The sequence below is a fragment of the Pasteurella canis genome (assembly GCF_020810675.1).
Taxonomy (GTDB): domain Bacteria; phylum Pseudomonadota; class Gammaproteobacteria; order Enterobacterales; family Pasteurellaceae; genus Pasteurella; species Pasteurella canis.
Window position 1 is genome coordinate 1,502,175 of the sequence record NZ_CP085871.1, and the last position, 12,842, is coordinate 1,515,016.

Annotated in this window: 10 protein-coding genes; 7 read left to right on the forward strand and 3 right to left on the reverse strand. The window is 36.4% G+C overall.

All coding sequences use genetic code 11. The annotated features are described in order from the left end of the window. Window positions 1-82: 82 nt before the first annotated feature. Together K7G93_RS07010 and K7G93_RS07015 are read right to left on the reverse strand one after the other, a co-directional pair. Entirely contained in the window at window positions 83-1,966 is a 1,884-nt protein-coding gene (locus K7G93_RS07010) for a TRAP transporter large permease (RefSeq protein ID WP_049215509.1), read from the reverse strand. Window positions 1,967-2,034: 68 nt separating this feature from the next. Continuing rightward, window positions 2,035-3,018: a sialic acid TRAP transporter substrate-binding protein SiaP gene (locus K7G93_RS07015; RefSeq protein WP_049215511.1), complete on the reverse strand. Its 984-nt coding sequence runs from the start codon at window positions 3,016-3,018 to the stop codon at window positions 2,035-2,037. 243 nt (window positions 3,019-3,261) lie between these two features. On the opposite strand from K7G93_RS07015, the gene K7G93_RS07020 reads away from it, so the two are divergent. The 6 genes from K7G93_RS07020 (at window position 3,262) to nanA (ending at window position 7,918) form a co-directional block, all read left to right on the forward strand. Then, on the forward strand, window positions 3,262-3,861 hold the full coding sequence (locus tag K7G93_RS07020) for an SGNH/GDSL hydrolase family protein (protein ID WP_049215513.1): 600 nt from the start codon (window positions 3,262-3,264) through the stop codon (window positions 3,859-3,861). 181 nt (window positions 3,862-4,042) lie between these two features. Further along, the gene (locus K7G93_RS07025; protein ID WP_049215515.1) at window positions 4,043-4,729 is read left to right on the forward strand and encodes an N-acetylmannosamine-6-phosphate 2-epimerase; all 687 of its coding nucleotides are present in this window, start codon (window positions 4,043-4,045) and stop codon (window positions 4,727-4,729) included. A 22-nt stretch (window positions 4,730-4,751) separates the two neighbouring features. Next, complete coding sequence (locus tag K7G93_RS07030) at window positions 4,752-5,645, forward strand: N-acetylmannosamine kinase (protein ID WP_226691021.1); 894 nt, start codon at window positions 4,752-4,754, stop codon at window positions 5,643-5,645. A gap of 9 nt (window positions 5,646-5,654) precedes the next feature. Further along, window positions 5,655-6,122 (forward strand): N-acetylneuraminate anomerase, encoded by a 468-nt coding sequence (gene nanQ / locus K7G93_RS07035; protein WP_049215519.1) that lies wholly within the window; start codon window positions 5,655-5,657, stop codon window positions 6,120-6,122. 27 nt (window positions 6,123-6,149) lie between these two features. Next, window positions 6,150-7,016 carry a MurR/RpiR family transcriptional regulator gene (locus K7G93_RS07040; protein WP_049215521.1) on the forward strand — a complete coding sequence of 289 codons (867 nt, stop codon included), beginning with the start codon at window positions 6,150-6,152 and terminating at the stop codon, window positions 7,014-7,016. 20 nt (window positions 7,017-7,036) lie between these two features. Beyond that, the gene (gene nanA, locus K7G93_RS07045) at window positions 7,037-7,918 is read left to right on the forward strand and encodes an N-acetylneuraminate lyase (protein ID WP_005764817.1); all 882 of its coding nucleotides are present in this window, start codon (window positions 7,037-7,039) and stop codon (window positions 7,916-7,918) included. Window positions 7,919-8,014: 96 nt separating this feature from the next. Here the strand turns inward: nanA and ligA are convergent, their stop codons facing one another. Then, entirely contained in the window at window positions 8,015-10,036 is a 2,022-nt protein-coding gene (gene ligA, locus K7G93_RS07050) for an NAD-dependent DNA ligase LigA (protein ID WP_226691020.1), read from the reverse strand. 218 nt (window positions 10,037-10,254) lie between these two features. Here ligA and K7G93_RS07055 point away from each other — a divergent pair, with 218 nt between their 5' ends. After that, a complete protein-coding gene (locus K7G93_RS07055; RefSeq protein ID WP_160531746.1) occupies window positions 10,255-12,789 on the forward strand; it encodes an autotransporter family protein in 2,535 nt (844 codons plus the stop codon). Window positions 12,790-12,842 lie beyond the last annotated feature (53 nt).

Here is a 12,842-nt window from a genome sequence, read left to right on the forward strand (position 1 = left end):
ATTCAGATACAACATTGAATGGCAAGTTTTAAGTTAAAGCCAGCCAAACACGACTGGCTTTGAATTCCATTTCCTCACGCCATTAAGGCATCAGAAGATTTGGTATAAAGGTGATAATTTGTGGGAAAATCGTAATCAATACTAATGTAACAAAAATTGGGACTAAGAATGGTAAAACCCCTTTCGCCACAGTACTTACTGGCATATTACCTACACGAGCAACTACGAATAACGCCATACCCATTGGTGGAGTTAAAATACCAATCATCATATTCAACGTCGTCATTACACCAAAGAAAATCAAATCAATACCAAAGTGAACCGCAATTGGAATTAACATTGGTAATACTAAGAATTGCAATGCTAACGCGTCAATGAACATCCCTAAGAATAACAATAATAAGTTGATCATTACTAATACTGTTGTTGGTGAGTCAGCAACTGCCACAAAGACTTCTGCGATCTTCATTGCAACTTGCTCACGTGCAATCATGTCACCGAAGAAGGTCACAGTCATCACCATAAGTGCTGTCACCCCTGTAATTGCCATTGCTTCAATACAGCTTTTAAATAGCATTTTGAAGTCTAACTCTTTATATACAAACATACCAATGATGATTGAATAAAACGCTGCAATAACCGCTGCTTCAGTCGGAGTAAATAAACCAGAGAAAATTCCCCCGATAATCAATATTGGTGTTAACACTGCCCAAATTGCTTTTTTAAATGCTTGACAACGTTGTTCTAAAGTTGCTTTTGGTGTTCTTGGATAACCACGTTTTTTAGCCACATAATAGTTCATTATCATTAACGCGATCGTCACTAATACACCTGGTACGAAGCCTGCAATAAATAATTTAGCAATTGACTGGTTAGCAATAACACCATAGATAATCATTGCAATACTTGGAGGGACAAGTGGACCGATAATACAAGAAGCTGCGGTAATACCACCACAAATATCATCATCATATCCAGCATCACGCATCGCTTTAATTTCTAATTGACCCAAGCCGCCTGCATCAGCGAGCGCTGAACCTGACATACCAGAGAAAATTAAACTCGCACCGATATTTACATGCCCCATACCGCCTCGATAATGACCGAGTAATGCACGTGCGAAATCAAAAATACGTTCTGTAATTCCCCCTGTATTCATCAAAATACCCGTTAAAATAAAGAACGGTACACTTAATAATGGGAAGCTGTTTAAACTATCTGTTAATTTTGATGATGCCGAGTTAACAATGTTCCAACGTGTCATCGCAAAATAAAGTAAAGTCGCAATGAATAGTGACCAACCAACTGGGGTCCCTATAAACATAATAATAAGCCAGACCACTAAAGTAATATAAACAGCATCACTACCGAATTTCACATAGTTAGAAATACGTAATACTTTATACCAATCTGGCTCAATAAATAAAATTGCAAAAATAATGACCGCACTAATGATAAAAGCAATGACTGGAATATAGCTTAATTTGTTTCTATAGTTTTCAGCTTGTGCCTGGAAAAAGCGGAATAACATTAAGCAAGAAATAAATGGTAATGCGGCATACATCCATTTTTCATAAATAATCGTTTCTCGACCAATTAAATCCGAGGCAAAAGCGGTTAATGCTTCCATTTTAAAACTAGAATCGAACCAAACTTTAAAACCTAAATGGATAAAAATAATGATCGAAATAAAAATGAGAATTTGCACAAAAGAGTTTGTCACTCTTCTCACTTTCTCAGGCATAAAATTAGTTAAAAAATCAATATAAACATGTTGCTGGCTACGAATACCCATACTGATACCCAATAAGCCGACATAGATAAATAGCAATCTTGCGAGTTCTTCACTCCAAATAAATGGGGAATGAAAAATTTGACGAGCAACGATTTGTGCTAACAGAATCAGAAAGATTCCGATGAACATCACGCCACCGATCCATTCTTCTAATTTATTTATTATTTTCATAGATACCTCAACAACCCAATAAAAATGAACCTTATCCCTTAAGAATATAGGGATAAGGTTACTCACATTTATTTAGTTAAATTAGAAATTTCTTCTACAGCCATTTTACCGACTTCACCATTTTTCTTGAGATACTCATCATAGTATGGTGTTAATGCTGCTTTAAATGGTTTGAGATCTGGTGTAGTTACAGTTACGCCTTGACCTTTGAAAAATTCAACTAAGCTATTTTCACCATCAACGAAGAGTTTAGTATGGTACTCAGCTGCTTTAGCTGCCGCATCTTTAACCACTTTTTGTAAGTCTTCTGGCAAATCAGACATTGTTTCATTACTTACAAGATAAAGTTGGTCATTTAAGATATGGTTAGTTAACGCTAAGTATTTTTGTACTTCATAGAATTTTTGTGCTTGGATTGTTGGTAATGGATTCTCTTGACCATCTACAGAGTTAGTTTGAAGCGCTAAATACACTTCTGAGAATGCCATTGGCGTTGGCGCTGCACCAACATATTTAGCATATGCAAGGTTAGTTGCTGCGTTAGGTACACGTAATTTTAAGCCTTTCATATCATCAATGCTGTTAATAGCACGGTTAGATGTTGTTTGGCGAGTACCATTATAAGCAACAGATAATACTTCTACATTTAATTCTTTATCAATTTTTTTCAATAAACCTTGACCAAATTTTGTATCTAATAATGCTTTCTTCGCTGTTTCAAAATTTGGGATCATGTAAGGCAATGCAAATACTTCTGCTTCAGGGAAGTAAATTTGGAAACGCGCTGACTCACCTAATGTGAAATCTAATGCACCGTCTTTTAATTGTTTAATCATAACACGGTCATCACCTAATTGCGCACTAGGAAAAATCGCAACCTCAATTTTGCCGTTAGATTTTTCTTTCACTTCTTTAGCAAAAAATTCTACTGCTTTATATTCGTTCGAGCTTGGGCCTGCTACCATACCGAATTTAAGATCGTAATCTGCTGCAAAAACAGAAGCCGAAACGCCTAAACATAAAGATGCGAGTAGTAGTTTTTTAAATTTCATTATGAGTTCTCCTCTATTGGTTACGTTGGGATTACGTTAAAATAATGATGAAATAAATTTCACACGCCTGCATTCTAAAGTGAAAAAACTATTTTTTATATAGAAAATGAAGTTTTATTTCATAAATGATAGCTACGTCACAAAATTGAACATTTATCCTCTCTAAAACGACGTAAAATGTTTACCAAAAAACGATGTTTTATATAATGCTTGGAGTTTTATTTCAATATAGGTAGTAAAGCCATGCTAAGTGACCAAGATATTTTTCATCGCTATCAAATAAAATCTAATGAGTTTAAAAAAAAAGCAGATATTAGTTTAATTGGCCATTCATTATTTGATATGTGGGGAGACCTACCTAATGGAACACCAACTCTAGCAAACCAAAGTGTCGCCAATTTAGGTATTTCTGGCGTAAGTACTCGACAATATCTTGATGTAATTATTAAACCTAAACTTATCACTCATTTAGGTAAACATATCTTTCTTTTCTTAGGGGTGAACGATATTTGTAAAGAAAAAGAGTATTCTCCCGCTAAAGTCATGGAGTGGTTGAATCAAATACTGGATCATTTACATGCTATCTCTCCACATTCACACTACTATTTATTAGAAGCTACCCCAGTAAACGCTATTTCAACGGTCACTAATACACAAATTAATACACTTAACACTTATTTAAAAGCAAACTGCCCTGAGAATGTAACTTATATTGAAACACAATCGGTCTTTAGCAATAGTGACCATGAATTAAATTTAGCTTTATGTACTGATGGATTACATTTCAATCAAGAAGGTTATCAAGTTCTGGCTAATTTATTAGAAAAATATTTACAACAATAAACATTAAAAATGTCTTTAAATAAAAGAGATAATCACTGAAATAAAACCACAAAATACTTGTGTCTAAATATGCGACAGAGATCGCAAATTTTCATTATTTTAGTTGTTATTTTTTTATTCTAAGATTAATCTATAGAAATTGGAGTCAATCTTCTTTTGACAAAATAAGACTGGAGTTAACATGTCAAAATTATCACATCAACAAATTTTAGAACAAATCAAATATGGATTAATTGCCTCTTGCCAACCTGTCGATGATGGTCCTATGGACTCACCTGAAATTGTTGCAGCTATGGCACAAGCCTCTGTGATTGGTGGTGCCGCTGGTTTACGTATTGAAGGTATTGAAAATCTCAAAGCGACTCGTAAAGTTGTTAATGTTCCTATCATCGGTATTGTCAAGCGAGATCTAGATGATAGTCCTGTTCGTATTAGCCCGTTTTTACAAGATATTGATGATTTAGCTGCTGCTGGTGCGGATATTATTGCATTTGATGGTACTGACCGTATCCGCCCTACCACACGCGAAGCAATTGTAAAACGGATTAAAGAGTTAGGTTGTTTAGCGATGGCTGACTGTTCTAATTTTGAAGAGGGTATGCACTGCCAAAACTTAGGTGTTGAAATCATTGGTAGCACAATGTCAGGTTATACAGGGGGGGAGGTCCCCTCAGAGCCAGACTATCAACTGGTTAAAGATCTTAATGCTGCAGGTTGCCGCGTGATGGCTGAGGGGCGTTACAATACACCCGAATTAGCAAAAGTCGCTATTGAAATTGGTGCTTATTCTGTCACAGTAGGTTCTGCATTAACACGCCTAGAACATATTGTCAGTTGGTTTGCTGATGCGGTTAAATCAGCCAAATAGTTTTAAGTAGAAAGGAGAAATTATGCGTTGTTTAGCATTGGATATTGGTGGCACTAAAATTGCCTCAGCAATTGTTGTTGACGGCAAAATCGAGCAGCGTCAACAAATCTCTACTCCCCAGGCAGATGCATCAAATGCAATGCATGATACTTTGGCACAAATCCTAGCACAATATGCAGGACAATTTGATTATGTTGCTGTTGCTTCAACTGGCATTATTAATAATGGTATCTTAACTGCGCTTAATCCAAAGAATTTAGGGGGATTAGCTGAATTTCCGCTGAAACAAAGTATTGCACGGCATACAAATAAACCTATTGGTTTACTCAATGATGTACAAGCCGCAGCCTGTGCAGAATATAAAGATGAAGATAAAAACAAAATCCAAAATTTCGTCTTTATCACTGTATCAACAGGTGTTGGTGGAGGAATCATTTTAGAACGCCGTTTACTGACTGAACCTAATGGTGTCGCAGGTCACATTGGGCATACCCTAGCTGATCCGAATGGCCCTCTCTGCGGTTGTGGTCGCGTAGGTTGTGTAGAGGCAGTTGCTGCTGGACGTGCGATTGAAGCTGTATCTAGCCAGTGGAATCCGCCTTGCACCCCCAAAGAAGCCTTCGAGCTATTTAGAAAAAATGATGAAAAAGCGACCGCACTTATTCAACGTTCAGCAAAAGCAATCTCTCATTTAATCGCAGATTTAGTCATTGGTTTAGATGTACAAAAAGTGGTCGTTGGTGGCAGTGTTGGCTTAGCTGAAGGTTATTTACCTTTAGTCCAACAATATTTACATGCGATGCCACATTTCTATCATTGCACTGTAGAACAAGCTCGTTATGGACAAGATGCAGGGTTAATTGGCGCAGCTTGGTGGGTAGGCGATTGTCTACAACAAGGTATCAATTTGAAATAGGAGAAGATTATGTTTATTGGTGATTTAACTCGTGATGACTTTAGATTGGGTCTACCTAAAGTCATCGTTGAGGTATGTGAATATTTAAATACGCTAGATTTAGCTGCATTAGAAACAGGTCGTCATGATATTACCGATCAAATTTATATGAATGTCATGGCATTTGATACAGCCGCAGCTGAAAGCAAACAGGCAGAATTACATCGTCAATATATTGATGTACAAGTATTGATTTCTGGCAAAGAAAACATTGAATATAGTGTTGCTTATCCAACACTCACTAATTATACCGACTATGATGAGAAAGATGACTATCAACTCACACCAGAAATTGAATATAAGAGTACATTGACCTTAAAACCTAATATGTTTGTCGTGTTCTTACCTTATGAGCCACATAAACCAGGCTGTAATGTTGATAATCAAGTGGTCAGTCTGAAGAAACTTGTGGTGAAAGTGCCAGTAGAATTACTGTAATTTTGACCGCACTTTTAAGGAGCCTCTATGTTAGTCAGTGGAAAAATTTTAGATACAATTGGCGCGCTACACGATAGCCTTACTAAAACAGAAAAAAGAATTGCTGCAACGATTCTTGCATCGCCAGATTTGCTCAGTCAGTCTTCTCTTTCTGATATTGCGAAACACCTTGATGTCGGTGAAGCAACATTTATTCGTTTCTGCCGTACACTCGGCTTCAGAGGCTTCACTGACTTTAAATTAGAACTTGCAATTGAATTAGCTACTAGAGAAAAGCAATACCATTCTTTACTCGACACGGATATCTCATCTTCCGATGATCCAAGAAGCATTGCCGCAAAATTACAAAGTACTATAACCAATGTCATCTCAGAGACAGTGAATCTATTAGATTTCAATGAGTTAGAAACCATTGTCAATTTGATGATGAAGGCAAAACGTATTTTCTTATTTGGTGTAGGCTCTTCAGGCATTACTGCAGAAGATGCGAAAAATAAATTTATGCGTATTGGCTTACAAGTGGACTCTACTTCGAATAACCACTTTATGTATATGCAAGCCGCTCTGATGCAACCAGGCGATGTGGTGATTGGTATTAGTCACTCTGGCTATTCTAAAGAGGTGATCCAAGCACTTAATATTGCGAAAAAAAATGAAGCGACAACTATCGCTATCACACATAACCTACGTTCACCAATTACCCATGCCGCTGACCACGTGTTGATTAATGGTAATCGTCAAGGGCAATTACAAGGTGATTCCATGGGAACAAAAATTGCTCAACTTTTTGTCTTAGATTTGATTTACACTTTAATCGTCCAAGCGACTGAAGATAAAGCAACTAAAACGAAGCAAAAAACAGTTAATGTCATTTTAGAACAACGTGTCAAATAACACATTTATAGGAGTGTCCAATGAAAAACTTAAAAGGTATCTTCAGCGCATTGTTAGTTTCTTTCAACGCTGATGGTTCAATCAACGAAAAAGGCCTACGCGAAATCGTTCGTTATAATATCGACAAAATGAAAGTCGATGGCCTTTATGTTGGTGGTAGTACGGGTGAAAACTTTATGCTTTCAACAGAAGAGAAAAAAGAAATCTTCCGTATTGCAAAAGATGAAGCAAAAGATCAAATTGCATTAATTGCACAAGTAGGTAGCGTCAACTTACAGGAAGCAATTGAGCTAGGTAAATATGCAACAGAATTAGGTTATGATAGCTTATCTGCCGTCACACCTTTCTACTACAAATTCAGTTTCCCAGAAATCAAACACTACTACGATAGCATTATTGAAGCTACAGGCAACTACATGATCGTTTACTCTATTCCATTCTTAACAGGTGTAAACATTGGTGTTGAACAATTCGGTGAGCTCTATAAAAACCCTAAAGTATTAGGTGTGAAATTTACAGCGGGTGATTTCTATCTATTAGAACGCTTGAAAAAAGCTTATCCAAATCACTTAATTTGGGCTGGTTTCGACGAAATGATGTTACCTGCAGCAGCATTAGGTGTCGATGGCGCAATCGGTAGTACATTCAACGTAAATGGTGTCCGTGCACGTCAAATTTTTGAATTAACACAAGCGGGCAAATTAAAAGAAGCTCTTGAAATTCAACATGTAACTAACGATTTAATCGAAGGTATTTTATCTAATGGTTTATACCTAACAATTAAAGAGTTATTAAAACTTGATGGTGTTGAATCTGGCTATTGCCGTGAACCAATGACAAAAGAATTAACACCAGAGAAAGTGGCTTTCGCAAAAGAATTAAAAGCAAAATACCTTTCTTAATTTCTCAAAAACTGACCGCACTTTGATAGTGAGAAGTGCGTTATCTCCCATATAAAAAACCGCTTAAACGTCTATTTTAAGCGGTTTTCTTTTTTCTTAACGATAAGGTTGTGACCAATCTAAGAAAGTTTGCTCATCAATGACTTGTACATTCAACTCATTTGCTTTTGTCAGTTTAGATCCTGCACTTTCACCTGCTATCACTAAATCTGTTTTCGCGGACACACTACCACTCACCTTTGCACCTAAACTTTGCAATAATGCTTTAGCCTCTGTCCGCCCCATTTGAGTTAAAGTGCCTGTTAAAACGACTGTTTTTTCTTTAAATGGATTATCGTCTGCTTCTTTCAGCTCGACAGTATCCCAATAAATCCCCTGCGCCAGTAGGTCATCGACAACTGCGACATTATGTGGCTCACGCCAGAATACAAAAATACGATTGGCAACCACCTCCCCAACATCTTGAACTTGCTGTAATTGTTCAAGACTTGCTTCTTTTAACGCGGTTAATGATTTGAAATAATTCGCTAAGTTTAGTGCAGTCGCTTCGCCCACCTCACGAATGCCCAATGCAAAAATAAAACGGGCTAATGTCGTTTTTTTCGCTTTTTCCAAACTATCTAATGCATTTTGTGCAGATTTTGGTCCCATGCGCTCTAGACGCATTAATGTAGTAAGATCTAACTTAAATAAATCTGCTGGTGTATGAATTTGTTCACGATCGACTAATTGCTCGATGAGTTTAGCACCCACACCATCAATATCCATTGCTTTACGCGAAACAAAATGTTTTAGTGCCTCCTTACGTTGTGCTGCACAAAATAAACCACCTGTACAACGCGCAACAGCCTCACCTTCAATACGTACGATAATGGAATCACATACTGGGCAATTTGATGGAAACTCAATTTTTTTAGCATCAGCAGGACGTTTCTCATGCACAACACCTATAATTTGAGGGATCACATCACCGGCACGACGAATGATTACCGTATCGCCAATAGCAATATCTAAGCGATCAATTTCATCACCATTATGTAAAGTCGCATTACTCACTGTCACACCCGCTACAAATACTGGAGATAATTTTGCGACAGGTGTAATCGCACCTGTTCTTCCCACCTGAAACTCAACACTATTTAATATTGTAAGTTCTTCTTGTGCAGGAAACTTATAGGCAATCGCCCAACGAGGTGCTTTCGAAATAAAACCAAGTTCTTCTTGTAACTCAATATCATTGACTTTAATCACTGTTCCATCAATGTCATAGCCTAAGTTACTGCGTTTTTGCATAATTTGACGATAAAAATCCAATACCTGTGTTATACCATGACACAACTGAACTTCCGTATTCACTGGAATCCCGATTGTTTTAAGCCATTGTAAACGCTCGAAATGAGTTGTCGGTAATTCGATCCCTTCTGCAATACCAATCCCATAAGCATTAAGTACTAATGGACGTTGACTGGTAATTTTAGGATCTAATTGACGTAATGATCCTGCTGCTGCATTACGCGGATTAGCAAAGGTTTTTTCTCCTCTTGCTAAGGCTTTCTCATTTAACAATTCAAACCCTGTCTGCGGCATAAATATTTCACCACGTATTTCCAAACGTTTCGGTGGCTTTTCTGTTAATAATTGCAGGGGAATATTACGTATAGTACGAATATTAGAAGTAATGTCCTCGCCGGTAGTCCCATCTCCACGCGTCGCCGCTTGTACTAATTTACCCTCGACATACAAAATACTTACAGCCAATCCATCAAGTTTGGGCTCACAACAAAAAGTTAATTGCTCTGGTGATACGATAAGACGATCATCAATACGCTTAACAAATGCCTTAAGCTCTTCATCTGAAAAAGCATTATCTAACGATAACATAGGGATTTCATGCTTTACTTCAGTAAACCCAGATAAAGGTTTTGCCCCAACACGTTGTGTTGGTGAGTCTGTGGTTATCAACTCTGGATATTGTTTTTCAAGATTTTTTAATTGATGAAACAAACGATCGTATTCTGCATCAGGAATTTGAGGGCTATCCAGCACATGATATTGATATTCATGATAGCGTAAGGTATTCCGTAATTGTTCTAATTCGAGTTTGATACTTTTTGTCATATAAGATCCTGATAAAAACGCCCGCACTTATAATGCGGTTCAAGTGAGGCAAATTCTACAATATTTTTTTATCTCCGCATATTCATTAATATTCAAACTGCCTACACTTTGCAAACAAAAATCCACTAAAATCTTTATGGATTTTTTGTTTATTTTTAACTCATTAAGGTTTAAAATAATAAGTTATGCTATTTTCGCTATAACCCGAGTATTAATAAATGAAAAAACAAGTTTCTCTCATCTCTCTAACACTATCAGCACTACTTTATTCTAGTCATGGTTTTACAGAAACCGTGACTAGTTGTGGAGAGGGATGTACAAAAACAGAAACCATTGATGACTCAACAAATACACATAAAGTTGTCATTGATGGAAATAAAACAAAATCTTATTCGACTCAATTTGATACTTTGCAAAGTAATAAGAAATATCATCTTATCAATTATCTACACCTAGAAAATTCAGGTTATAAAATTTATGTGCCTGAGTGGCAGGATGCCACTAGTGCTGAAATAATCAACTATGGCAAACTCATTAGCCAAGGTAGTGGTGTGACGAGTGCTATTGATGCACAGTGGGGAAATATTACAGAAAAATTACATGTTACTAACTACGGTGAAATTCGTACTGAAGGTGGAGGCTATAATGAGTGTGGAGTTTGCTCAAGTTATTTTAAACGTAATGATGGAGGGAGAATCAAAGCACCAACTGAAGTCGTTTATGAAGTGAATAATTTAGGTAAAGATGCCCTTATTTCAGCGAATGGCGGTTTTGCAATTTGGTTAGACAATGGAAAATCAAGCAAAATAAACAATGAAGGCACAATCTCATCAAAAAGTACAAGTGTTCCTACCACAGTAATTAGATATGCCAATAATGTCGAAGTAAAAAACAGTGGGATAATAAAATCTGAAGGGCATACGGCAATTTTTATTCAGGAGACTAATAATATTAAGTTGCACAATAAGAATAAGATATTGTCTGGAAATCCTGATAAAACTCTTATTATATTGTCAGGTGAGAATGTCTCTTTTACAAATAGTGGAGAATTGTCATTTACAAATCAAGACTCTACTAAACGTAACCAAGCTATTACTCTCGACGGGAAACAAAAATCAGAACTCACACTTCAATCAGGTTCAAAAATTAATGGCATTGTCAAAGCAAATCCGAGTAATAGTCAATTGATTTTAGAAGGTTCTGGTGAAGAAGTAGGGAGATTTAATAATCAAAGTAAATTTCAAAATTTTAATACTTTTATCATGCGTGGCGATACATGGACACTCTCTGATCCATTTAGCTTTAAGCAATTAATCAAAGCTGAATCTGGTAAATTAACACTCAAAGAGGGCAGTTTAACTGCACCGAATATTCAGTTAAATACAGGCACAACGTTTAATTTTACAACAGATTATACATTAAATGGCACGACGAATAACCAAGGTAGTTTCACATTCGAACATCAAGAACCTACACTGATGTTTAAACATTTAACTATCAATGGCGACTACCGTGGCGACAATGGTGTACTACATTTATTTGCCGATTTTAATGGCTCTACAAATCTAACAGATAAATTACGCATTAATGGTAAAGCAGAAGGTACAACTCGCCTTGCAATCAAACATATTGGCAAAAGTGATGAAAAAGCAGTAAACGATGTCAAAATCATTGAAACCCAGCAATCTACTCATAATGCTTTTGTAATTGATGATTATCTTTCAAAAGGCGCATTTGTTTATCACTTAGAAAAGCGGAATGAGAATAACCAAGATAATTGGTATCTAACAAGCTATATTAATGGTACACCGAGCTATCGACCAGAAATTGCAGGTTATGCCAATAACTTATATGCGGCGAATCATTTATTTAATTTACGCCTTGAAGACCGTTTAGCGCACAATAATTTCATCAATCAATCTACTGATAAATCGCTTTGGTTACGTTTAATTAAGGGGACGACAACTAATCAAATGCAAGATCAACAAAACAAAACTCAAGCACGCCGATATATTATCCAACTAGGCAAAGATATGATTAAAGCAAATCATTATAAAGTCGGTGGAATGTTTGGTTATGCTAAACAACATAACAAAATAGAATCCTTGCATACCCGCCCTTCTCGAGCAAAAATACAGGGTTATGCCTTAGGCATTTACAGCACATGGTATCAAAATACTGATCATTCTTCGGGTTTATATGTTGATGGATGGCTACAATATCAATGGTTCAAAAACCAAGTCATTAATCCTGATTTAGTAGATGAATCCTATCGTTCTCGTGGTTTCAGTACATCCCTTGAAACAGGGTATAGATTGCCATTAATACAATATCGTGTCAGTGATTGGGCACATCGTTTAGAACTTCAACCTCAAGCACAAATGATTTGGCAAGGTGTTAGCGCTAAACAATATATTGATAAACAAGGTACTGTTATTGATAGTTTAAATAATCATAATTTACAAACTCGCCTAGGCATAAAATTAAGTTTAGACAGTCACTTATTAATCCAACAATTCAATATTAAGCCTTATTTAGCATTTAATTGGCTACATAATACAAAAACTTATGGCATAACAATGGATGGAGTAATAAATCATATTCAAGGAACAAAACATCTCTTAGAATATAAAGCTGGAATTGAATCTCAATGGAACGACTCTCTACAATTTTGGGCAGATACTACTCATCGTCGAGGTAAACAAAATTTCAAAGATAATCAGCTCAATCTAGGATTCAGAATCCTCTTTTAATAAAGATGGCTGATTCGCTTATAAAAAAGTGCGGTGGATAATTTCAATATTCT

Bases quoted from the DNA above. Each gene is read 5' to 3' on its own strand.
- ligA (WP_226691020.1), bottom strand. From the start codon at position 10,036: ATGACAAAAAGTATCAAACTCGAATTAGAACAATTACGGAATACCTTA.
- K7G93_RS07010 (WP_049215509.1), bottom strand. From the start codon at position 1,966: ATGAAAATAATAAATAAATTAGAAGAATGGATCGGTGGCGTGATGTTC.
- K7G93_RS07055 (WP_160531746.1), top strand. From the start codon at position 10,255: ATGAAAAAACAAGTTTCTCTCATCTCTCTAACACTATCAGCACTACTT.
- nanQ (WP_049215519.1), top strand. From the start codon at position 5,655: ATGTTTATTGGTGATTTAACTCGTGATGACTTTAGATTGGGTCTACCT.
- nanA (WP_005764817.1), top strand. From the start codon at position 7,037: ATGAAAAACTTAAAAGGTATCTTCAGCGCATTGTTAGTTTCTTTCAAC.
- K7G93_RS07025 (WP_049215515.1), top strand. From the start codon at position 4,043: ATGTCAAAATTATCACATCAACAAATTTTAGAACAAATCAAATATGGA.
- K7G93_RS07030 (WP_226691021.1), top strand. From the start codon at position 4,752: ATGCGTTGTTTAGCATTGGATATTGGTGGCACTAAAATTGCCTCAGCA.
- K7G93_RS07020 (WP_049215513.1), top strand. From the start codon at position 3,262: ATGCTAAGTGACCAAGATATTTTTCATCGCTATCAAATAAAATCTAAT.
- K7G93_RS07040 (WP_049215521.1), top strand. From the start codon at position 6,150: ATGTTAGTCAGTGGAAAAATTTTAGATACAATTGGCGCGCTACACGAT.
- K7G93_RS07015 (WP_049215511.1), bottom strand. From the start codon at position 3,018: ATGAAATTTAAAAAACTACTACTCGCATCTTTATGTTTAGGCGTTTCG.